The following is a 22,432-nucleotide window of genomic DNA, read 5'->3' on the forward strand; positions in this document are numbered from 1 at the left end:
ATTTAAAACATCGATCCATCCATTTGAGTTGTTTTCCCACAACCACTCAAATACAGCTGTACCCCTTGATTCACGGGGGCTTCGTGCAAACAACCGACCGTACGACGGCTATTCAACGCTAATGCCGAGGCTAACCGAATGGAATCGGACGAGTGGTGCTCGGTAACTGCCAACGAATTCACAGCTGGCACTCGGGGGCGCGTAGCTTACCTTGACACTCGCGAATAAATAAACCATAAATGCGCAACTTCGAAGTGCCAAAATAATATCACCATGATATCACCCCGGCACTCTTTGGAAAGTTTGTGCGCCAGTTCACACTTGCAACTTCGCACAACAACACGCCCTCACCAAGGGCCGATATGGAGATCGAATTCTGGTGAACGCATCGCCGCTGCTCGCCGCTGTTTCCGCTGACTTTCCCTGCGGCGATGACCTCGAATATGACGCCGAGTTTCTGCAACTGGAGCGTGACGCCCAGGGCCGCCCCGAGCGCGTCATGGGCGACGCCGTCCAGCCTGCCGAGCCACCACAGTGGCGCGATATCGAGCAGGCAAGCACGACCTTGCTGCAACGCAGCAAGGACCTGCGCATCACCCATTTCCTGCTTCAGGCCAACCTGGCCCTGCACGGCCTCCCAGGGCTTGCCGCCAGCCTGGAACTGATCCGCGATCTGCTCGGCGAGTACTGGCTGCACCTGCACCCACAACTGGACGCCGCCGACGACAACGACCCTACGGTACGGGTCAACGCCCTGGCCGGCCTGGCCTGCGACACCAACATCGCGCTGCTGCGTGACGCCGTGCTGGTGCGCTCCCGTGCCTTTGGCCCGGTCACCCTGCGCGCGGCACTGCACGCCGCAGGCGTGCAGCATTTCGCCAGCGAACAGCTCAGCGCCGAGGAACTGGCCGCCGCCCTGCGTGACGCCGACCCCGACCAGCTGCAGCAATGCCAAGAGGCGCTGCGGCTGGCCCGCGAGGCGGTGGACGCCATCGAGAGCCGGGTCAACGACCAGGTCGGGTCGGCCAGCGGTATCGATTTGTCAGCCTTGCGCCAGCCGCTGCGCCAGGTGCAGCAGGTACTGGCTGACTACTGCCCGGACGGGGCGGGCCCAGCCCCGCAAGCCGATGACACGCCGGCTGCCGAGCGCGATGACGAGCGGCAGGCAACCGCCAGTGCCGCCCCGGGCACACGGCCGGCTGCCCGCCCTGGTGAAGTCAACAGCCGCGAAGACGTGCAGCAGAGCCTTGACCGCCTGCTGCAGTACTACGCCCGCCACGAACCATCAAGCCCGCTGCCGGTACTGCTGCACCGGGCGAAGAAGCTGGTCCATGCCGATTTCGCAACCATTGTGCGCGACCTGATCCCCGATGGCTGGTCGCAATTCGAGAACCTGCGCGGCCCCGAGGACAACTGACGTCCTCGGCCCGCATCAACACCGACGCCCGCAACGAACAGCGCCGCCGTACCGGCGACCAGGAGGAACAACGTGGCGAAAGACAGCTCCCAGAAATTCATCGCGCGCAACCGTGCGCCGCGGGTGCAGATCGAATATGACGTCGAGCTCTACGGCGCCGAAAAGAAAGTCCAATTGCCGTTCGTCATGGGCGTGCTGTCGGACCTTGCCGGCAAGCCAGCCGAGCCGCTGCCAGCGGTGGCCGAGCGCAAGTTCCTGGAAATCGACGTCGACAACTTCGACTCGCGCCTGAAGGCGATGAAGCCACGCGTGGCCTTCAACGTGCCCAACGAACTGACCGGCGAAGGCAACCTGAGCCTGGACATCACCTTCGAGAGCATGGACGACTTCAGCCCGGCCGCCGTGGCGCGCAAGGTCGACGCCCTCAACCAGCTGCTCGAGGCCCGCACCCAATTGGCCAACCTGCTGACCTACATGGACGGCAAGACCGGTGCCGAGGACATCATCCTCAAGGCCATCAAGGACCCGGCCCTGCTGCAAGCCCTGGCCAGCGCACCGAAACCCGTCGACAACGAGCCCAAGGCCTGAGGAGACAGCCCATGAACGATCCATTGCGCGACGCCCAGGCCCAGCCGGGAACTGCCACCCAGGACCCGAGCGAGTTCGCCGCCCTGCTGCTGCAGGAGTTCAAGCCCAAGACCGAACGTGCCAAGGAAGCGGTCGAAAGCGCCGTGCGTACCTTGGCCGAGCAGGCCCTGGCGCAGACCAGCCTGGTGTCCAACGATGCCATTGGCTCGATCGAGCAGATCATTGCCGCCATCGACGCCAAGCTGACCGCACAGGTCAACCAGATCATCCATCACGACGACTTCCAGCAGCTGGAAAGCGCCTGGCGTGGCCTGCACTACCTGGTCAACAACACCGAGAGCGACGAGCAGCTGAAGATCCGCGTGCTCAACGTCTCGAAGACCGAGCTGCACAAGACCTTGAAGAAATTCAAGGGCACTGCCTGGGACCAGAGCCCGGTGTTCAAGAAGCTGTACGAGGAAGAGTACGGCCAGTTCGGCGGCGAACCTTATGGCTGCCTGGTCGGCGACTACTACTTCGACCAGTCGCCACCCGACGTCGAGCTGCTGGGCGAAATGTCGAAGGTCTGCGCCTCGATGCACGCGCCTTTCATTGCCGCCGCCTCGCCGACCGTGATGGGCATGGGCTCCTGGCAGGAGCTGAGCAACCCGCGCGACCTGACCAAGATCTTTACCACCCCGGAATACGCTGGCTGGCGCTCGCTGCGTGAGTCCGAAGACTCGCGCTACATCGGCCTGACCATGCCGCGCTTCCTGGCGCGTCTGCCTTATGGCGCCAAGACCGACCCGGTCGAGGCATTTGCCTTCGAAGAAGACACCGACGGCGCCGACAGCAGCAAGTACACCTGGGCCAACGCCGCCTATGCCATGGCCGTGAACATCAACCGCTCGTTCAAGTACTACGGCTGGTGCTCGCGCATTCGTGGCGTGGAATCGGGTGGCGAAGTGCAGGGCCTGCCGGCGCACACCTTCCCCACCGACGACGGTGGCGTGGATATGAAGTGCCCGACCGAAATCGCCATTTCCGACCGCCGCGAAGCGGAGCTGGCCAAGAACGGGTTCATGCCGCTGTTGCACAAGAAGAACACCGACTTCGCTGCCTTCATTGGTGCCCAGTCGCTGCAGAAGCCGGCCGAGTACGACGACCCGGACGCCACCGCCAACGCCAACCTGGCCGCGCGCCTGCCGTACCTGTTCGCCACCTGCCGCTTCGCTCACTACCTCAAGTGCATCGTTCGCGACAAGATCGGCTCGTTCAAGGAGAAGGACGAGATGCAGCGCTGGCTGCAGGACTGGATCCTCAACTACGTCGACGGCGACCCGGCGCACTCCACCGAGACCACCAAGGCCCAGCACCCGCTGGCAGCCGCCGAGGTTGTGGTCGAGGACGTCGAAGGCAACCCGGGTTATTACAACTCGCGCTTCTACCTGCGCCCGCACTACCAGCTCGAAGGGCTGACCGTGTCGCTGCGCCTGGTATCGAAGCTGCCTTCGGCCAAAGGGGCCTGACAGCCCCGGGGGCTGCCTGACAGCCCCAACTGCACCCAACCGCCAACCTGACGCGTAATACCGAGGACACCATGGCTGTAGATATTTTCATCAAGATCGGCGACATCAAGGGCGAGTCCCACGACAAGGCCCACAAGGACGAAATCGACGTGCTCAACTGGAGCTGGGGCATGTCCCAGTCCGGCAACATGCACATGGGCAGCGGCGGCGGCTCGGGCAAGGTCAACATCCAGGACCTGTCGATCACCAAGTACATCGACAAGGCCAGCCCCAACCTGATGGCCCACTGCTCCAGCGGCAAGCACATCGACAAGGTCAAGCTGACCGTGCGCAAGGCCGGGGGCGAGAGCCAGGTCGAGTACCTGATCATCAACCTTGAAGAAGTCATCATCAGCTCGCTGAGCACTGGTGGCTCGGGCAGCGACGACCGCCTGACCGAGCACGTAACCCTGAACTTCGCCAAGGTCACCGTCGACTATCAGCCGCAGAAAGCCGACGGCACCAAGGAAGGCGGCCCGATCAAGTACGGCTGGAACATCCGCTCCAACGTCAAGATCTGACCGACCGCGCCCGCGCCGCCTTGGCTGGCGCGGGCGCCTTCCCCCACCTCACCCGCTCACGGTGAACTCCATGGCCAAGCCTTCTTTCATCAACCTCTGGAATGCCTACCCGACCGACTCCTCGCCTTGCGACGGCGGCTGGGACAACCAGTGCGCCATCCGCATGAGTATCGCGCTCAACGGCGAGCACACCATCAAGGTGAACGCCGGTACCTACAGCGAACCACGTTGTGCCCATGGCCATGCCCGGGGTGCCGAATCGCTGGCCAACTGGCTGTGGAAGCACCATCTCGGCGCCCCGCTGCAACTGAGCGGCAGCGCAAGCGACCGCCTCAAGCTCGGCGAAAAGCGCGGCATCATCTTCTTCAAGGACTGCTTCGCCCGTGCCGGGCAGGCATTCGAAAACCGTACTGGCGATCACATCGATTTGTGGGATAGAGGCCGGGTCACGGGCTATTTCGCCGACCAGGCCCATCGTTCCAAGGCCGTCTGGTTCTGGGAGCTGAAATGAAACGTGCACCCAAAGCCATGCCGGCCCTGCTGGTCGCGTTCGCCCTGAATGCCTGTGCACAGCCCCCCGCTCCGTCGTCGAACGCGGCGCCTGAGGTCAGCCTTGCCGGGAAAAAGCTCGTGCTGGTGAACCACGAAGGCCGCTGCGCGCTGCGCAAGGCCGATGCCTCGCTGTTGCAGCTGGAGATGCCCTGGCCCTGCCAGCTCAGCCCGGAGCGAGATGGCGGCAAGCCTCGCGTGGAGCAGTTCAATGGCGCGCAGATCATCATTGTCAGCCATGTGCAGCCAGACCCGTCACAACCCGGCCGTTGCGAAAGCCAGTACCAGGCTGTTCGCCAGCTGGGCGAGCGCCTGGAGCCTTCCATCCTGGCACGTGGCGCCAGCTGCTCGAACGGCCCTGTAGACCAGAAGAACTTCGTGGGGCTGTTCGAGTGGTAGCCGAAATCGCCGCCCGCGACCGTCTGCAGCCCTCGCTGCTGGACCGCCTGACCGACGACGACCCGGGCAACCCGCAGGAAGCGCCGGACAAGCGCGTGCTCAGCCTGCACCAGCTCAAGGCCTCGGTACTGCGCGACCTCGCCTGGTTGCTCAACACCACTTCGCTGCTCGACAGCGCCGCGACCCTGAGCACCCCGGCCGGGGCTTCGGTGATCAACTACGGCCTGCCGGCCCTGGCCGGCAACAGCGCCTCGAACATCGACCTGGCCGCCCTGGAGCGCATCATCCACCAGGCCATCGCCACCTACGAGCCACGCATCCTCGCCCATACCCTGAAGGTGCGTGCCCAGGCCGCACCCGGCGAGATGAATGCCAACGCCCTGAGTTTCGAAATCGAAGGTGACCTGTGGGCCCAGCCGGCGGCCTTGCCGTTGCTGCTGCAGACCGAGGTGGACCTTGAGTCCGGCCATGTGCGCGTGGCCCCTGCCGAACGCCGGAGGCGTGCATGAACCCGCGCCTGCTCGAGCTGTACAACCAGGAGCTGCAGCACATCCGCGAAAGTGCGGCGGAGTTCGCCCGGGAATACCCGAAGATCGCCGGGCGCCTGACGCTGTCCGGGATCGAGTGTGCCGACCCCTATGTCGAGCGCCTGCTGGAAGGCTTCGCCTACCTCACCGCGCGGGTGCAACTGAAGCTGGATGCCGAGTACCCGACCTTCACCCATAACCTGCTGGAGATCGCCTACCCGCACTACCTGGCGCCGACCCCGTCGATGACCGTGGTGCAACTGCAGACCGACCCCGACGAGGGCTCACTGGCCGCCGGGTTCCGCCTGCCGCGTGACAGCGTGCTGCGCGCCAACCTGGGGCGCAACTCGCAAACCCCGTGCGAGTTCCGCAGCACCCAGGACGTCACCCTCTGGCCCTTGCAGGTAGCCCGCGCCGAGTACTTCGGCAACCCTGGCGCGGTGCTCGGGCGCCTGGCCAGCAGCGTGCCGCAAGCCCGCGCCGGCCTGCGCCTGACCCTGCGCAGTGGCGCCGAGGTGCCGTTCGCCAGCTTGCCGCTCAGCCATCTGCCGCTGTACCTCAACGGCGCCGACGAAACCCCGTTCCGCCTCTACGAGCAACTGCTGGGCAGCGCCTGTGCGGTGTTCGTGCGCCAACCCGGCGCCGATTGGGTGGAACGTATTCCGGTCGAACAGGCCCTGCGCCCGTGTGGCTTCGATGACCGTGAAGCGGCGTTGCCGGTGGTGCCCCAGGCCTTCCAGGGCTACCGCCTGTTGCAGGAGTACTTCGCCCTGCCGCAGCGCTTCCTGTTCGTCGATTTTGCCGGGCTGGAGCAGGCCGTACAGCGCTGCACCGGCCAGACGCTGGAAGTGCTGGTATTGTTCGAACGCTTCGACCAGAGCCTGGAGAGCAGCGTCGGCGCGAGCCAGTTCGTGCCGTTCTGCACCCCGGCGATCAACCTGTTCCCGCGCCGTGTCGACCGCCTGCACCTTTCCGATCGGGTGCATGAGCACCACGTGATCGCCGACCGCACCCGGCCCACCGATTTCGAGATCCATTCCCTGCAGCGGGTCACCGGCCACGGCACCGGGCCGGATCAGGAATTCCTGCCGTTCTACGCGGTGCGCGACCCGTCCCGCTACGGCCGCGACCAGGCCTACTACATCGTGCGCCGGGAGCCGCGGGTGCTGTCCAGCGACCAGCGACGCAATGGCACCCGCTCCAGCTACATGGGCAGCGAAACGTTCATCAGCCTGGTCGACGGCCAGCAGGCACCCTACCGCCACGACCTGCGCCAGCTGGGTATCAGCGCCCTGTGCAGCAACCGCGACCTGCCACTGTTCATGAGTGTTGGCGACGGGCGCAGCGACTTCAGCCTGGCCGACAGCGCACCGGTTGCCGGCGTGCGCTGCCTGGCCGGCCCGAGCCGGCCCAAGGCCAGCCATGCCCACGACAACCGCGCCTGGCGCCTGATCAGCCAGCTGTCGCTGAACTACCTGTCGTTGGCCGAGCACGGCCAGGGCGCCGCCGCCCTGCGCGAATTGCTGCGCCTGTATGGCGACCCGCAGGACAGCGCCCTGAACCTGCAGATCGACGGCCTGCGCGACGTCAGCAGCAAGCCCTGCACCCGACGCCTGCCGATGCCCGGGCCGATCGTTTTCGGGCGTGGCCTGGAGATCACCCTGACCTTCGACGAAAACGCCTTCCGCGGGACCGGCGTGTTCCTGCTCGGCGCGGTGTTCGAGCGTTTCCTGACCCGCTACGTGTCGATCAACAGCTTCACCGAAACGGTACTGCGCACCAGCGAACGCGGCGAGATCATGCGCTGGTCGGCCAAACCGGGGCGCAGGCCGACCTTATGAACACCTTGCAGGCCATGCAGGACGAGCCCTGGGCGTACGACTTCTTCCAGGCGCTGCGCCGCCTCGAAGCGCAATACCCCGAGCTGCCACGCTTCGGTCATTCCCTGCGCCTGGCCGACGAGCCTGTGCGCCTGGGCCAGCGCCTGGACTGCGGGTTCGCACCGTCGACCCTGGCATCGGTCAGCGCCGACGGCAACCAGCCGGCGCGCCTGGAGCAGTTTTTCTTCGGCCTCGGAGGCCCCAACGGGCCGCTACCACTGCACCTGACCGAATACATGCGCGAGCGCCAGCGCAACCATGCCGACTCGACCAGCAAGGCGTTCCTCGACGTCTTCCATCACCGCCTGCTGAGCCTGTTCTACCGTGCCTGGGCCGAAGCCCGACCGACCGTCAGCCACGATCGCCCGGGGGATGACTACTGGGCCGCGCGCCTGGCGGCGCTCAGTGGCCGTGGCCAGCCCGAACTGCAAGGCCAGGGCGCGCTGGCCGACACCGCCAAACTGCACTGGTCCGGCCACCTGAGCGCGCAAACGCGCTACCCGGACGGCCTGTGCAGCATCCTCAGCGGGTATTTCGGCGTGCCTGTGACGCTGGAAGAATATGTCGGCCAGTGGCTTGAGCTGCCCGAACGCAGCCAGCTCGGCGTGCGCGCCAACCGCCTGGGCATGGACCTTTGCCTGGGCCGCTACGCCTGGGACCGCCAGCACAAGTTCCGGCTGTGCCTCGGCCCGCTCAGCCTCGACCAGTACCACGCCCTGCTGCCTGGCGGACAGGCCTTCGTCGAACTGGCGGCATGGGTCGCCGAATACCTGGGCCAGGAACTGGACTGGGACCTCAACCTGATCCTCGCGCAGGACCAGGTGCCTGCGCTGCAACTCAATGCCGGCCAACGCCTGGGCTTCGATACCTGGCTCGGCCGCCCTCCGCACGATGCACGCGACCTGAAGCTGGCCCGGTACTACGCCGACCAGCCGGCCGCCGCCCACCATACAAGGAACCAGGACCATGGGTGAAATCAGCCGCGCCGCGCTGTTCGGCAAACTCAACAGCGTCGCCTACAAGGCCATCGAGGCCGCAACGGTGTTCTGCAAGCTGCGGGGCAACCCCTATGTCGAACTGGTGCACTGGCTGCACCAGTTGCTGCAACTGCAGGACAGCGACCTGCACCGTATCGTGCGCCAGTTCGATATCGAGCCGGCGCGCCTGGCCCGCGACCTGACCGATGCGCTGGACCGGCTGCCACGCGGTTCGACCTCGATCACCGACCTTTCCTCGCAGGTGGAAGAAGCCGTCGAGCGCGGCTGGGTATACGGCAGCCTGATGTTCGGCGAGAGCCAGGTGCGCAGCGGCTACCTGCTGGTCGGCATCCTCAAGACACCTGGCCTGCGCCATGCCCTGCTGGGGCTGTCGAACGAGTTCGCCAAGCTGAAGATCGAGGCGTTGAGCGAACGCTTCGACGAGTACGTGGGAGACTCACCGGAAAACCACCTGGCCGCCACCGACGGCTTCAGCGCTGCGCAGCCTGGCGAGGCCAGCGGCGCCGTGGCGCCTGCGGCGATGGGCAAGCAGGAGGCGCTCAAGCGCTTTACCGTCGACCTTACCGAACAGGCCCGAAGCGGCAAGCTCGACCCTATCGTCGGCCGTGACGAAGAGATCCGCCAGCTGGTCGATATCCTCATGCGACGCCGGCAAAACAACCCGATCCTTACCGGTGAAGCCGGTGTCGGCAAGACCGCCGTGGTCGAAGGGTTCGCCTTGCGCATCGTCGCTGGCGACGTGCCGCCGGCGCTCAAGGACGTCGAGCTGCGCAGCCTGGACGTCGGCCTGCTGCAGGCCGGCGCCAGCATGAAAGGCGAATTCGAACAGCGCCTGCGCCAGGTGATCGAGGATGTGCAGGCCTCGCCCAAACCGATCATTCTGTTCATCGATGAAGCCCATACCCTGGTCGGTGCCGGTGGCGCCGCCGGCACCGGCGATGCCGCCAACCTGCTCAAGCCGGCACTGGCCCGTGGCAGCCTGCGCACGGTGGCGGCTACCACCTGGGCCGAGTACAAGAAGCACATCGAGAAGGACCCGGCCCTGACCCGCCGCTTCCAGGTGGTGCAGGTGGACGAGCCGAGCGAAGCCAAGGCGCTGCTGATGATGCGTGGGGTGGCATCGACCATGGAGCAGCACCACCAGGTGCAGATCCTCGACGAAGCACTCGAAGCCGCGGTCAAGCTGTCGCACCGCTACATCCCGGCGCGCCAGCTGCCGGACAAATCGGTGAGCCTGCTCGATACCGCCTGCGCGCGCGTGGCCATCAGCCTGCACGCGGTGCCGGCCGAGGTCGACGACAGCCGCCGGCGTATCGAGGCGCTGGAGGTCGAGCTGGCGATCATCGCCCGTGAAGCCGCCATCGGTGTGCCTACCGGGCAGCGCCAGGCCCAGGCCGACACCCTGCTGGCCGAAGAGCGCCAACGCCTGGCCACGCTGGAAAGCCGCTGGGCCGAAGAAAAGGCCCTGGTCGACCAATTGCTGGCCACCCGCGCCCAGCTGCGCGACCAGGCCGGGGTGGTCGACCAGGACGCGCAGGTGCCAGGCAACCCTGAACTGCGCGAAACGCTGGCCGACCTGCAACGGCGCCTGAGCGCCCTGCAAGGCGAGAGCCCGTTGATCCTGCCGACCGTGGATTACCAGGCAGTCGCCTCGGTGGTGGCCGACTGGACCGGGATTCCGGTGGGACGGATGGCGCGCAACGAGATCGAGACCGTGCTCAACCTCGACAGCCTGCTGGCCAGGCGCATCATTGGCCAGGACCACGCGCTTGAAATGATCGCCAAGCGCATCCAGACCTCCCGCGCCGGCCTCGACAACCCGAACAAGCCGATTGGCGTGTTCATGCTTGCTGGCACCTCTGGCGTGGGCAAGACCGAGACCGCACTGGCCCTGGCCGAGGCGCTGTACGGCGGTGAACAGAACCTGATCACCATCAACATGAGCGAGTTCCAGGAGGCCCATACCGTCTCGACCCTCAAGGGCGCCCCGCCTGGCTACGTCGGCTACGGCGAAGGCGGCGTGCTGACCGAGGCCGTGCGCCGCCGGCCGTACAGCGTGGTGCTGCTGGACGAGGTGGAAAAGGCCCACCCGGACGTGCACGAGATCTTCTTCCAGGTGTTCGACAAGGGCGTGATGGAGGACGGCGAAGGCCGCCAGATCGATTTCCGCAACACGCTGATTCTGCTCACCACCAACGCCGGTACCGAGCTCATTGCGCGCACTTGCAGCGACCCACAGGCCCTGCCCGACCCGGACGCGGTGGCCAGCCAGCTGCGCAAGCCGCTGCTGGAAATCTTCCCGCCGGCGCTGCTCGGCCGCCTGGTGACCATCCCCTACTACCCGCTCAGCGACGCCATGCTCAAGGCCATCACCCGCCTGCAACTGGAGCGCATCCGCAAGCGCGTCGAAGGCACGCACAAGGTCGGCTTCGCCTACGACGAAGGGGTGGTGGAGCTGATCGTCTCGCGCTGTACCGAAACCGAAAGCGGTGGCCGCATGATCGACGCCATCCTCACCAACGGCCTGCTGCCGGACATGAGCCGCGAGTTCCTCACCCGCATGCTCGAAGGCAAGCCGCTGGCGAGCGTGCGCATCAGCCGCCGCGACAACGACTTGCACTATGACTTCGGCGCAGCCGACTGACAGGACGGACCATGCTGTTCACGCAGTTCACGCGCCTGGCGCAGATCAACAGCCCGTTGGGGCCGGACAAGCTGATCCTGGCCGAAATGGGTGGCAGCGACGAGCTCGGCCGCCTGTTCGACTATGAGCTGCAGCTGACCAGCGACGACCCGGCCATCGACCTAAATGCCCTGCTGGGCAAGCCGATGAGCCTGAGCGTGCAGCAGGGCCTCGGCACGTCACGTTACTTCCATGGCATCGTCGCCCGCTGCAGCCAGTCGGTGGACCAGGGCCAGTTCGCCAGCTACCGGGTCACCCTGCGCCCGTGGCTGTGGCTGCTGACCCGCACCAGCGACTGCCGCATCTTCCAGCACCTGAGCGCGCCACAGATCATCAAGCAGGTGTTTCGCGACCTGGGCTTTTCCGACTTCGAGGATGCCCTGAGCCGCAGCTACCGCGAACGCGAATACTGCGTGCAGTACCGCGAGACCAGCTTCGACTTCGTCAGCCGGTTGATGGAAGAGGAAGGCATCTACTACTTCTTCCGCCACGAAGCGCAGCGCCACGTGCTGGTGCTGGCCGACGCCTATGGCGCGCACCCGCAGGTGCCTGGCTACGAAAGCGTGCCCTTCTACCCGCCGGACGGGCAGCACCGCGAGCGTGACCACATCAACGACTGGCACCTGGCCCAGGAAGTCCAGCCAGGTTCCCTGGAGCTCAACGACTACGACTTCCAGCGCCCCAGCGCGCGCATCGACGTGCGCTCGGCCATGCCACGCCCGCACCAGGCCGGTGACTACCCACTGTACGACTACCCCGGCGCCTACCAGCAAAGCCAGGATGGCGAACACTATGCGCGTACTCGCCTGGAGTCGCTGCAGAGCCAGCACGAGCGGGTCGAGCTGCGCGGCAACGCCCGCGGCCTGGGCAGTGGCCACCTGTTCAGCCTCAGCGGTTTCACCCGCCAGGACCAGAACCGCGAGTACCTGATCGTCGGCGCACGCTACTACGTGCATCAGGAGCGCCTGGAAAGCGGCACCGGCAGCAGCGCAGCGCAGTTCGAAAGCAACCTCAGCTGCATCGACGCACAGCAGAGCTTCCGCCCGCAGGGCAGCACCGTGCGGCCGATCGTCAAGGGCCCGCAAACCGCCGTGGTGGTCGGGCCCGCTGGCGAGGAAATCTGGACCGACCAATATGGCCGGGTGAAGGTGCACTTCCACTGGGACCGCCACGACCAGTCCAACGAGAACAGCTCCTGCTGGATCCGGGTATCGCAGGCCTGGGCCGGCAAGAACTGGGGCTCGATGCAGATCCCGCGCATCGGCCAGGAGGTGATCGTCAGCTTCCTCGAAGGCGACCCCGACCGGCCCATCATCACTGGCCGCGTCTACAACGCCGAACAGAGCGTGCCCTACGACTTGCCCGCCAATGCTACGCAAAGCGGCATGAAGAGCCGCTCGAGCAAAGGCGGCAGCCCGGCCAATTTCAATGAAATCCGCATGGAGGACAAAAAGGGCGCCGAGCAGATCTACGTGCATGCCGAGCGCAACATGGACACCGTGGTCGAGCAGAGCGAGACGCTGGCAGTCGGCATCAACCGTACCCAGACGGTGGGCATGCTGGAAACCATCACCATCGGCCAGGACCGCATCCGCGCCGTGCGCCGTGACGACATGTTGCTGGTCGGCGCCAGCAAGACCGATAGCGTCAGCACCAGCTACCTGATCGAAGTGGGCGAAAACCTGCGCCTGGTGTGCGGCAAGAGTGTGATCGAGCTCAACGCCAGCGGCCAGATCAATATCAGCTGCGAGCAGTTCAGCTTCCATGCCAGGCAGAACGGCGAGATCAACACCGACGGCACCCTCGACTTGAACGTCGGCAGCGGTGCGCAGACCGCGCCCGACAACCAGGGTGTGAAAAAGACCATCGACGACTCGGTGAAGGCGATCTTCTCCGGCTCCGACCAGTAACGAGACCTGTCATGAGTTATCGCGTCAACGAATTCCGCCTGGCCCTGCCCGATGCCGCCGTGCAGGACAGCAGTATCAACATCCTGCGCTTCGAGGCGCTGGCCACCTCGCTGATCATCAGCCGCAGCCTGCTGGCCGAAAGCGAGACCTTGCAGAGCAATTTCGACGGCCAGTTGCAGCGCCTGCAGCAGCAGGTCAAGGACCTGCGCATGCAGCCCGCCCAGGCGGTGCAGGTAGGCGCCGGGCAGGCGATCGCCGCCATCGAGCTGACCAGCCAGTTCAGCAAGGGCCAGGAGAAGGTCTATCAGTACCAGCTGGCCCTGGTGCTGCCTGGCACGCGCAAGATGTTTGCCCTGAGCTACGTCAAGGCCAGCCCGCTGGGCGCGGCCGAAGCGGCGCACTGGGCAAGCATCAAGCAGTCGCTCGACTTCGACAGCCTGGGCTGATCGCGCACCATGTCCGACGCACTGTGGGCCGCCCGCGAAGGCGACGCGCTGATGCACACCTCGATGCTGGCCGACATCGTCGGGGGTGTGCTGGAAATCGCCGCCACGGTGGCCATCGGCGCCCTGGCCACTGCCGCAGTGGCGGCGGCATTCGGCCTGACCGTGGCCACTGGCGGCCTTGGCTGCTTCGTGCTGGGCGCGGTGGTCGGCCTGGTGGTTGGTGTGGTCATGGCCAAGACCGGCGCCGATACAGGCCTGAGCCGATTATGCGAGGGCATCGGCAATTTCCTGTTCCCGCCGTCGGTGCAGGCCAACATCATCAGTGGCTCGTCGAACACTCGCACCAACGGCAAGCGCGCGGCACGTGCTGCCGGCGTCGTCACCGGCCCGCCGGCACCGTTGGCGCAGGCCGGGGCCGAGGCTGGCGAGGCGAAGGAAGAAACTTTCCTCGACATGGCCAAGGGCTTTTTCTCGCAAATGTGGCGGCCGACCGTGGCCACGCCCGCCGCCAATACCTTGCCGGCCCCGGACGACAAGGTGCTGTGCAGCAAGCACCCGCCGATGCCACCGCAGTACCTGGCCGAGGGGTCCAGCAAGGTGCTGATCAATGGCCACCCGGCCTGCCGCAGTGGTGACCGCAGCACCTGCGAAGCGGTGATCGTCGATGGCGGCCTGGTGTCGAACAACGTGCGCATCGGCGGCGAGCCGATCGTGGTGCGCGAGATTCGCAGCGGCAAGACGCCGGGCATCGGCCTGGCAGTGACCGCGTTGATGCTGCTACGCGGGCGTGGCGGCAAGTTCTACAGCAAGTTCGGCTGCATGCTGCTGGGTGGGGTGAGCAGTTTCGTCTCCGGGCAGGTTACCAATGCCATCGTTCAGGCAACGTCCGGCTCACCCAACCCGGTGCACGCGTCTACCGGGGCAAAGATCCTGTGCGGGCCCGACGAGCTGGATTTCAGCCTGCAGGCGCTGCTGCCCCTGGACTGGCAACGGCTCTACAACAGCCGCGACGAGCGCCGTGAAGGGCTGTTCGGCGCAGGTTGGAGCATCGAGTACGAGGTGTTCGTGCAACTGCACCTGGACGCCGATGGCAGCGAGCGCTTGTCGTTTACCGATGAACAGGCTCGAGTCATCGACATGGGCTACATTGCCCGCGCCGATGCCGTGTTCAGCGCCGGTGAAGGGTTGAGCGTACGCCGCTCGCAACAGGACGAAATCCTGATCGAGGATATCGACAAAGGGCTGTACCGCCTGTTCCAGCCCTCCCCTGGAAAACCGGGCCACTGGCGCCTGAGCGTCATGGGTGACCGCAACGACAACCGCATCTATCTGGACTATGACGAAAGCGGGCGCCTGATCCGGCTGCGTGACACGTTCGACCTTGTACAGGTCGAGTTGCACTATGCGCCACAGTGGCCACAACGGGTCGCCCGCCTGGAACGTCGCCATGCCGATGGCGACCTGCAGTTGCTGGTCAGTTACCAGTACGACGCCTGTGGCGACCTGGCGGCAGTGTACGACAGCCAGGGCAGGCTGCGCCGCCGCTTTGTCTACGACGAACAACGGCGCCTGGTCGAGCATGAGAACGCTGCTGGTCTGCGCTGCTTCTACGAATGGGCATTGACCGAAGACGACTGGCGGGTGGTGCATTACAGGAGCAGTGGCGGTGATGAGTACCAGTTCGAGTACGACATCTCTGCGCGCACGACCCGGATCACCGATGGCTTGCAACGTGTCAGCACGCGACGCTGGAATGCCCAGTACCAGATCACCGAATACATTGATGCAGTCGGCGCGACCTGGCAGTTTGAATGGGACGACGAGCGTCAGTTGCTCGCAGCGGTCGATCCGATGGAAGGGCGCTGGCAATACTTTTACGATGCTTCGGGCAACCTGACCCAGACCGTCGACCCGCTGGGGCGCAGCGAATCGACGCAGTGGCTGGAGCATTGGTCGCTGCCGCGCTCGACGATGGACCCGGCCGGCAACAGCTGGCAGTACCGCTATGATCCGCGCGGCAACTGTATCGGCGAAACCGACCCGCAAGGTAACGTCACGCAGTACCGCTACGACCACCGTGGCCAGCCGACCGAGATCATCGACCCCGCAGGGCATTCGCGAACCCTGCGCTGGAGCGACCTGGGACTGCTTCTGCAGGAAACCGACTGCTCCGGCCACATCACACGCTATCGTTATGACCGCAACGGCCATTTGCTGTCAGTGACCGATGCGTTGAGCGAACGTACCGAGTTCGAGTACGACAGCGATGGCCTTCTGCTTGGCGTGACACGGCCAGACGGTACCCGTGAAGGTTATCGCTACGATGAGGCAGGAAGGCTGACGCAAGCGATCGACCCCGCTGGTGGTATCACCGCGTACCGCTTCGATGCCCGTGGTGTCCTGCTCCAGTCCAGCGACCCGCAAGGACGCACGCTTGGCTACCAGGTCGACCCCTACGGTCGACTGCTGTCGCTGACCAACGAAAACGGCGAGCACTTTTACTTCCGGTGGGATGCCGCCAATCGCCTGGTCCGCGAGCAGTTTCTCGATGGAACCGCCAGGGAGTACCGTCACGACCCGTTGCACAATGTGGTGCAGGTGGCCTACATCCCGACGCCCGGTAACAGCTCGGTCGAGCCGATCGTCCACCGCCTGGAACGTGATGCCCTGGGTCGTCTGATTACCAAGACGACCGCGGATGGCGTTACCACCTATGGCTACGATGAGCTCGACAACCTTACCGAGGTTCATTTCGACGATGCTGCCGGCAACAGCGAAACCCTGCAATTGTGCTTTGACGCGCTGGGACAGCTGGTCGAGGAGCACAGTGGCAACGGCGTACTGCGCCATCGCTACGATGAGTTGGGCAACCTGTGCCGCACCCAGTTGTTCGATGGCCGCTGGATCAACCGCATGTTCTACGGAAGCGGCCACCTGCACCAGATCAACCTGGACGGACATGTCATCAACGACTACGAACGCGATCGCCTGCACCGGGAAGTGCAGCGTACCCAGGGCGCTCTGCTCACACACCAGGAATATGACCGCAACGGACGTTTGCGCACCCGCAGATGCAGGCCCGCCAGCCAACCCGTGCAATTACCCGCACCTTTCCAGCAACGCTTCGAATACGACCCGCGCGATGACCTGAACCGGCGCGTGCGGCAGGTAGCCGGCCGGGTGCAGCATGACCAGATCATCCAGCTTGATGCGGGTGGGCGCCTGATGGGCAGTCATGACATTGCCAACGGCAATCATGAAACCTACCGCTACGATGCCGCCGGCAACCTGCTGGATGCCACGGCCAATGCGCCAGTTCTGCACGACAGGTTGCTGGCGTACCAGGACAAGCGCTACCGCTACGACGCCTTTGGCCGCCTGGTGGAAAAGCGCAGCAGCCGGCGCGGCATACAGCATTTCAGCTACGACGCAGAGCACCGCCTGGTAGAGGTACGCACTCGCCAGGCAGGGCGGGAACGCAGTGTACGCATGCGTTACGATCCGCTCGGGCGGCGGGTGGAAAAAAGCGAACATGATGGTGCCGGGCAGCTGCTCGGCCAGACGCGCTTTGCCTGGGACGGATTACGCCTGTTGCAGGAACAGCGCCATGGCCAGGTAAGCCTGTACCTGTACGAGGGTGACGGCTATGAGCCGCTGGCACGCATCGACGGCAGCGGGCCGAACCAGCAGGTGCTGCACTTCCATAATGACCTCGGGGGGCTCCCGGAGTGGCTGACCGATGAACAGGGACGCGTGGTATGGCAGGCCAGCTATCTGGGCTGGGGTTCTACCCTCGATGAGTCCCGCCAGGCCAGTTGCCTGCAGGAACAGAATCTGCGCTTCCAGGGGCAATACCTGGATCGGGAGACCGGGTTGCATTACAACACCTTCAGGTTCTATGACCCGGAGGTAGGCCGCTTTACCCAGCCTGACCCGATTGGCCTGTCTGGTGGTCACCAACTGTACCGGTATGCACCAAACCCGGTGACATGGGTCGATCCACTAGGTTGGCTGACCTTGACCGGTTATACCAAGGGCGGTATCAAGCGAACCACCGAAGCCTGGCGCAGCAGGCATGGTCCGGCGTCAATGCGTGACCATCACATGATCCCGCAAGAAATGTGGCGAGAAGACCGCGATTTCCGTAACCAGATGAAAGCTGCCGGAATTCGCAACCCCAAACGCTACATCGACCAGCAGATCTCGCGCATTCCGAATGCATTCCACGCCGACATTCACGCCAAAGGTTGGAACGAGGACTGGAAGAAGTGGTTCAACAACAACGCGAACTTCACCAAGAAGGACCTGCAAAAGCAGATCAAGGTGATGATGCGCCAATACAATGTGCCCAAGGCGACGAGGAACCATGTGCGTCGCTACGGCAAGAATGGCAAGGGCTGCGGAGGCTGACATGAACATCTATCACTTGGACAACGCGCCGACTCCCTGGGGAGACTGGGGCGCGGTACTGCTCCAGGGCATGATCGCCTGGGACGAAGATACCGATGTAGACAGCATCGAGCGGGCCGGCCCGTACACCCCGGCCGCCTACATACGTTCGGGTTCGCTGGTGCTCACCCAGCCGGTCAAGGAAGCCCTGGAAAAAAGCGGCCTGAAGGGGATCGGGCGTTACGAGCATCTGGAGAAGACCCATATCGTTCACATCGACTGGCTGCACTGGGACACCAGCAAGCCCATTACCGATTACCTCGATCTGGAAGGCGGGCCGAGCTCGATCATCGACTCCCTGCCGCATGACCCTGAGCTTGCCGCGCGTATGCCGGAGTACTGGCAGGCATTCGTGCTGGGCAAGCTCAACCTGCTCAAGGACCCGCAGCATGACCCTGCCGACCTCGGCCAGTATCTCAAGGTGCTCAAGGCCGACGAGCAAGCCGATTTCTTCAAAGGGGATGTCTATCGTGGGTACTTCCTGAGCGAACGGGCCAAGCAGTGGCTGGAACAGCAGTGCCCAGGTTGCTTTACATTCACCCTGCTCGGTTGAATCAGTCCAGCTGCCGAGCCCTCAGCGCCTGCGCCAGCATGTCAATGAAGGCGCGGACCTTGGCCGAACCGTACTTGCTCTCCCGGTGCAGTATATGGATTGGCCACGGCGCCTCTTCGTATTCGGCAAGGATCACCTGCAACTGCCCACTGGCCACCTCATCGGCGACCTGATACGACAGCAGGCGGGCAATCCCGAGTCCGCCACTGGCAGCGGCGATTGCCCCGTCATTGCTGGTCACCGTCAAGCGAGGCTTCATGCGCACCAGAGTCGGCTCATCGGTTACTCCGAAACGCCAGCCGGCTCGCGGCGACAGGTTGGTGGTGCCGATCACCGCATGCTCCGCCAGGTCGGACGGGTGCTTCGGCACGCCGTGGCGCGCCAGGTACTCGGGAGAGGCGCACAGCATGCGCCGGACCCTGCCCACCCGCAGTGCTTTGAGCCCGGAGTCGGGCAAGGGGCCGATACGAACGGCCACGTCCATGCCCTCCTCGACCATGTTGACGATGCGGTCGAGGAAGTAGGCAGAAACGTCAACCTCGGGGTACTGCTGCAGGTAGTGGACGATGCACGGCATGACGAACTTCTTGCCGAACAGGATGGGCGCAGTGACGGCCAGGTCGCCCTTGGGCGTGGCGTTGATGCCAGCGGCGGCTTCGTTGGCCTCGTGGATGCTGGCGAGGATATGCCGGGTGTCTTCCAGGTAGCGGCCCCCGGCTTCGGTCAGGCGTACGCTACGGGTGGTGCGCAGCAGCAGCTTGACCCCCAGCTGATCTTCCAGGGCGCTGACGGCACGGGTGACCGCGGCTGGAGAGATGTCCAGGCGGCGGGCAGCAGCGGCGAAGCTTTCCAGCTCGCCTACGGCGACGAACACCTTCATCAGGTGGATCTGGTCCATGCGGGCTCCTGAGGTCCATGAGGTGCGGGGATTATCTTTCATCCGAGCGTTTTGTGTTGTCTGTGCCGGCCTTTTCGCGGGCTTGCCCGCTCCCACAGGTTATTCACCATCCCTGAGGGAAGTGAAGTACCTGTGGGAGCGGGCGAGCCCGCGAAAGGTCCGGGACAAGCTACCTTACAGATCCAGCACCAACGCCTGCGCGCCCTCCTCCGGCCGGGCCGGCACGGCACAACAGATCAGCACCGACCCCGCCTCCGGCAGCTCGGCCGGCGGATTCGGGTAATGTACCTGACCACTGACCAAGCGGGTCTTGCAGGTACCACACGACCCACCTCGGCAACTGAACTCCGGCGACAATCCGCGAGCCTCGGCCAGCTCCAGCAGCGTCCCGCCACCCGGCGCCCAGCGCGCCTCCTTGGCTGAAGCCGCAAAGTACACCGGCACCGGCTCGCTGGCAGCGGGTGGCTGTTGCAGGGTGGGCTGGTCATCGTCGGTGTGCCGCCGGAGCGTCGACGGGCCAAAGGCTTCGGCATGGATCCGCGCATCCGGCACATGCACCCCGCGCAGCCCTTCATACAGGTCCTGGGTAAAACTGCCCGGGCCGCACAGATAGAAATCGTAGTCGTCCAGCGCCAGCGTGGCCTTGACCTGCTCGATACCCAGCCGACCGGCAAACTCGTAATCACGCCCCGCCAGCGCATGCGTTTCCGGCTGGCTCAGGGCGCGGTGCACGTGCAGCAGGCCGCCGGCCTGTTGCCGCAAGCTTGCCAGCTCCTCACGGAACGGCAGATCGGCCAGGCTGCGTGCACCATGGAACAGATGAATGCGCCGTGCCTGCCCCTTGCTCAACTGCTCGCGCAGCATGGCCAGTAACGGCGTGATACCCACACCCGCGCCAATCAGCACCAGCGGCCGTGTGCTCTGCTGGTCCAGCGTGAAGCTGCCCATTGGCGGGCGCACGTTCAGCACATCGCCTGCCACGACGCGCTCATGCAGGTGCCGCGAGGCCGGGCCCTGAGCTTTGACGCTGATGCGCAGGTAACCGTCGGAAGGCGCGCTGGACAGGCTGAAGGTGCGGATCAGCGCCGCCTCACCGTCGAGCTGGACTTGCACCGGAACATGCTGCCCCGGCGCGAAGGCCATCGCACTGCCAGCAGGAGGCTCAAGGTAGAACGAGCGGATATCACGGCTTTCCTGCTCCACCCGCAGCACACGCCAGGCTTGCCATTGGCGCTGCCGCTGGCGTTGCTGCAAGCGTATGTCGGCCTCGGCCCAGGTGCCGGTCATCAGGCTGGTCGGCGCGTACTCCTTGAAGGCCCAACGCAGGGAAACGGCAGCCGGGCGCCACACCACCTGCTCGACCTCCAGCGTCCACAAGCGCTCGGCACCTTCGAACGCCTGGATGGCGGGGCTGTCCAGCAGCAACTCGACATGCCCGTATAGCTGCAACACGTTGCCGTTGCTGAAGTCGATGAACAGCAACCCTGCTTGCGGGTTCACCAGCAGGTTGCCCAAGGTGTTGAAGTGCAGGTTGCCAGCGTAGTCGGGAATGGTAAGGCGGTTGCCTTCGACCTTGACGAACCCGGGCCGCCCGCCACGGTGGGAGACATCCACCGAGCGCTGGCCGTCGTCATGCTCGACATAGCTGGCGACAAAGAAGGTGTCGGCTGCCTGGATCATGCTGACAGCCGAGGCATCGAGTGTCGTCGCATCGACACGCCCTTGGGCGGGTTCCGCGACGCGGGTGTAGTCACGCAGCTGGATGTACTGCGGGCAGTTGCCGAACGACTGCTCCACAGTCACCTGCAGTTGCCCGTCGCCGGCCTGGTGGATCTGGCCGTTGAGGCGGTTGCGCCGGCGGGTGTGCAGTTCAATCCCCAGCAGGCCGACCGCCTGCCCGGCAGCCAGCCCCGGGGTGGCGGGATCGTCTGCTGGCAGTTGAGTGTCGATCGTCAGCTGGCGCGGGTCCGGCGAGCTGACGAAACCTTCCGGCCCTTCCAACAGCGTTGCCCAGGGCCGCCCCAGTGCGTCCACGCTGGCGGCGACCATGAACGGCAACTGGTGATAGAAAATGCGATGCTGGTCGGGCATGTAGTCACGAATGACCTTCTGCCCGAACGCCTCCATGCGCTCCGCGACACCGGCTTTTTCCTGCAGGGTCTTCTCCCCCGCATGCCAGGGCGAGGAGTGGCGGTCCGGGTTCTGTTGCATGGCGGCGTTCCTCGCAGTGGCGGGATGTCAGGCGCTGGTCTGCAGGCCGATCACGGTGCGTGGCATGGGCACGAAGCCCTGCAGCGCCTCGATCCGCGCCAGCCAGCTGCGTACGTTGGCATAGGGCTCCAGCGACACATTGCCCTCCGGTGCGTGGGCGATGTAGGAGTAGTTGGCGATATCCGCGATGGTGGGTGTGCTACCGGCCAGGAAGGGCGTGTTGGCCAGCTCGGCGTCGATCACCTTCAGCAGGGTATGGGCGCGGGTAATCACTTCGTCGGTGTTGAACGAGGCACCGAACACCGTGACCAGACGCGCGGCAGCAGGGCCGAAGGCCAACGGGCCGGCAGCGACTGACAGCCAGCGCTGGACGCGGGCGGCGGCAGCGGGTTCCTCGGGGAGCCAGGTGCCGTTGTCGTACTTCTTGGCCAGGTACACCAGAATGGCGTTGGAGTCGGCGACCACCGTGCCGTTGTCGTCGATGACCGGGACCTGGCCGAACGGGTTGAGGGCCAGGAAGTCCGGCTGCTTGTGTGCACCTTTGGCCAGGTCGACGAACACCAGCTCGGTGGGCAGGTTCAGCAGCGAAAGCATCAGCTCGATGCGATGGGCGTGGCCGGACTTGGGGAAGTTGTAAAGCTTGATCGGGTTCGACATGGGCTTGGCTCCTGGTCAGCACCGGGGTGGGCTGGTGGAGCACATGCTGCACCGGTTCGGCTGGCAGCAGAATCCGTGTGGCGGGGAAACCATAATTTCGCGGGGCGGAATAATGGAAATATCCAGATCCGCGTATCCCCTGTGTTAGGAGCGGCCTTGCGGCCCGATCGCGACACAAGGCCGCTCCTACAAAGGCAGG

The 22,432-nt window shown here is 64.8% G+C and carries 17 protein-coding genes; 14 read left to right on the forward strand and 3 right to left on the reverse strand.

Going from position 1 to position 22,432, the window contains the following annotated elements:
* Positions 1-379: 379 nt before the first annotated feature.
* From tssA to ABX298_RS04325, 14 genes are all read left to right on the forward strand, one after another.
* Positions 380-1,417: a type VI secretion system protein TssA gene (tssA, locus tag ABX298_RS04260; protein WP_075046096.1), complete on the forward strand. Its 1,038-nt coding sequence runs from the start codon at positions 380-382 to the stop codon at positions 1,415-1,417.
* 72 nt (positions 1,418-1,489) lie between these two features.
* Positions 1,490-2,005: a type VI secretion system contractile sheath small subunit gene (gene tssB, locus ABX298_RS04265; RefSeq protein WP_025340314.1), complete on the forward strand. Its 516-nt coding sequence runs from the start codon at positions 1,490-1,492 to the stop codon at positions 2,003-2,005.
* An 11-nt stretch (positions 2,006-2,016) separates the two neighbouring features.
* Positions 2,017-3,513, forward strand: a complete 1,497-nt coding sequence (gene tssC, locus ABX298_RS04270; RefSeq protein WP_367394117.1) for a type VI secretion system contractile sheath large subunit — start codon at positions 2,017-2,019, stop codon at positions 3,511-3,513.
* Positions 3,514-3,584: 71 nt separating this feature from the next.
* Entirely contained in the window at positions 3,585-4,073 is a 489-nt protein-coding gene (locus tag ABX298_RS04275; RefSeq protein ID WP_025340316.1) for a type VI secretion system tube protein Hcp, read from the forward strand.
* 70 nt (positions 4,074-4,143) lie between these two features.
* On the forward strand, positions 4,144-4,584 hold the full coding sequence (locus tag ABX298_RS04280; protein WP_025340317.1) for a type VI secretion system amidase effector protein Tae4: 441 nt from the start codon (positions 4,144-4,146) through the stop codon (positions 4,582-4,584).
* Positions 4,581-5,021 (forward strand): hypothetical protein, encoded by a 441-nt coding sequence (locus ABX298_RS04285; RefSeq protein ID WP_075046098.1) that lies wholly within the window; start codon positions 4,581-4,583, stop codon positions 5,019-5,021. Before ABX298_RS04280 ends, ABX298_RS04285 begins: the two co-directional genes overlap by 4 nt.
* Complete coding sequence (gene tssE / locus ABX298_RS04290; RefSeq protein ID WP_286100395.1) at positions 5,015-5,530, forward strand: type VI secretion system baseplate subunit TssE; 516 nt, start codon at positions 5,015-5,017, stop codon at positions 5,528-5,530. The genes ABX298_RS04285 and tssE overlap by 7 nt, the downstream gene beginning before the upstream one ends.
* Positions 5,527-7,389, forward strand: a complete 1,863-nt coding sequence (gene tssF / locus ABX298_RS04295; protein WP_025340320.1) for a type VI secretion system baseplate subunit TssF — start codon at positions 5,527-5,529, stop codon at positions 7,387-7,389. The genes tssE and tssF overlap by 4 nt, the downstream gene beginning before the upstream one ends.
* Complete coding sequence (gene tssG / locus ABX298_RS04300; protein ID WP_085619149.1) at positions 7,386-8,402, forward strand: type VI secretion system baseplate subunit TssG; 1,017 nt, start codon at positions 7,386-7,388, stop codon at positions 8,400-8,402. Before tssF ends, tssG begins: the two co-directional genes overlap by 4 nt.
* Positions 8,395-11,070, forward strand: coding sequence for a type VI secretion system ATPase TssH (tssH, locus tag ABX298_RS04305; RefSeq protein WP_367394118.1), 2,676 nt, complete (start codon positions 8,395-8,397; stop codon positions 11,068-11,070). Before tssG ends, tssH begins: the two co-directional genes overlap by 8 nt.
* A gap of 11 nt (positions 11,071-11,081) precedes the next feature.
* Positions 11,082-13,019 carry a type VI secretion system tip protein VgrG gene (locus tag ABX298_RS04310; RefSeq protein ID WP_025340323.1) on the forward strand — a complete coding sequence of 646 codons (1,938 nt, stop codon included), beginning with the start codon at positions 11,082-11,084 and terminating at the stop codon, positions 13,017-13,019.
* 11 nt (positions 13,020-13,030) lie between these two features.
* Positions 13,031-13,465, forward strand: coding sequence for a DcrB-related protein (locus ABX298_RS04315; RefSeq protein WP_367394119.1), 435 nt, complete (start codon positions 13,031-13,033; stop codon positions 13,463-13,465).
* Between the two features lie 9 nt (positions 13,466-13,474).
* Entirely contained in the window at positions 13,475-17,875 is a 4,401-nt protein-coding gene (locus tag ABX298_RS04320; RefSeq protein WP_367394120.1) for an RHS repeat-associated core domain-containing protein, read from the forward strand.
* 1 nt (position 17,876) lies between these two features.
* Positions 17,877-18,467 (forward strand): hypothetical protein, encoded by a 591-nt coding sequence (locus ABX298_RS04325; protein WP_204249906.1) that lies wholly within the window; start codon positions 17,877-17,879, stop codon positions 18,465-18,467.
* A 1-nt stretch (position 18,468) separates the two neighbouring features.
* Here ABX298_RS04325 and ABX298_RS04330 read toward each other — a convergent pair whose 3' ends face one another.
* The 3 genes from ABX298_RS04330 to ABX298_RS04340 all read right to left on the reverse strand — a co-directional run bounded on the left by ABX298_RS04330 (position 18,469) and on the right by ABX298_RS04340 (position 22,233).
* On the reverse strand, positions 18,469-19,365 hold the full coding sequence (locus tag ABX298_RS04330; protein WP_075046102.1) for a LysR family transcriptional regulator: 897 nt from the start codon (positions 19,363-19,365) through the stop codon (positions 18,469-18,471).
* A 174-nt stretch (positions 19,366-19,539) separates the two neighbouring features.
* On the reverse strand, positions 19,540-21,576 hold the full coding sequence (locus ABX298_RS04335) for a pyridoxamine 5'-phosphate oxidase family protein (RefSeq protein ID WP_367394121.1): 2,037 nt from the start codon (positions 21,574-21,576) through the stop codon (positions 19,540-19,542).
* A gap of 27 nt (positions 21,577-21,603) precedes the next feature.
* A complete protein-coding gene (locus ABX298_RS04340; protein ID WP_367394122.1) occupies positions 21,604-22,233 on the reverse strand; it encodes a glutathione S-transferase family protein in 630 nt (209 codons plus the stop codon).
* Positions 22,234-22,432 lie beyond the last annotated feature (199 nt).

The sequence above is a fragment of the Pseudomonas sp. X4 genome (assembly GCF_040784925.1).
GTDB lineage: Bacteria > Pseudomonadota > Gammaproteobacteria > Pseudomonadales > Pseudomonadaceae > Aquipseudomonas > Aquipseudomonas putida_Z.

Bases quoted from the DNA above. Each gene is read 5' to 3' on its own strand.
- tssF (WP_025340320.1), top strand. From the start codon at position 5,527: ATGAACCCGCGCCTGCTCGAGCTGTACAACCAGGAGCTGCAGCACATC.
- ABX298_RS04325 (WP_204249906.1), top strand. From the start codon at position 17,877: ATGAACATCTATCACTTGGACAACGCGCCGACTCCCTGGGGAGACTGG.
- tssH (WP_367394118.1), top strand. From the start codon at position 8,395: ATGGGTGAAATCAGCCGCGCCGCGCTGTTCGGCAAACTCAACAGCGTC.
- ABX298_RS04340 (WP_367394122.1), bottom strand. From the start codon at position 22,233: ATGTCGAACCCGATCAAGCTTTACAACTTCCCCAAGTCCGGCCACGCC.
- ABX298_RS04275 (WP_025340316.1), top strand. From the start codon at position 3,585: ATGGCTGTAGATATTTTCATCAAGATCGGCGACATCAAGGGCGAGTCC.
- ABX298_RS04320 (WP_367394120.1), top strand. From the start codon at position 13,475: ATGTCCGACGCACTGTGGGCCGCCCGCGAAGGCGACGCGCTGATGCAC.
- ABX298_RS04280 (WP_025340317.1), top strand. From the start codon at position 4,144: ATGGCCAAGCCTTCTTTCATCAACCTCTGGAATGCCTACCCGACCGAC.
- ABX298_RS04285 (WP_075046098.1), top strand. From the start codon at position 4,581: ATGAAACGTGCACCCAAAGCCATGCCGGCCCTGCTGGTCGCGTTCGCC.
- ABX298_RS04310 (WP_025340323.1), top strand. From the start codon at position 11,082: ATGCTGTTCACGCAGTTCACGCGCCTGGCGCAGATCAACAGCCCGTTG.
- tssG (WP_085619149.1), top strand. From the start codon at position 7,386: ATGAACACCTTGCAGGCCATGCAGGACGAGCCCTGGGCGTACGACTTC.
- tssC (WP_367394117.1), top strand. From the start codon at position 2,017: ATGAACGATCCATTGCGCGACGCCCAGGCCCAGCCGGGAACTGCCACC.
- ABX298_RS04335 (WP_367394121.1), bottom strand. From the start codon at position 21,576: ATGCAACAGAACCCGGACCGCCACTCCTCGCCCTGGCATGCGGGGGAG.
- ABX298_RS04315 (WP_367394119.1), top strand. From the start codon at position 13,031: ATGAGTTATCGCGTCAACGAATTCCGCCTGGCCCTGCCCGATGCCGCC.
- ABX298_RS04330 (WP_075046102.1), bottom strand. From the start codon at position 19,365: ATGGACCAGATCCACCTGATGAAGGTGTTCGTCGCCGTAGGCGAGCTG.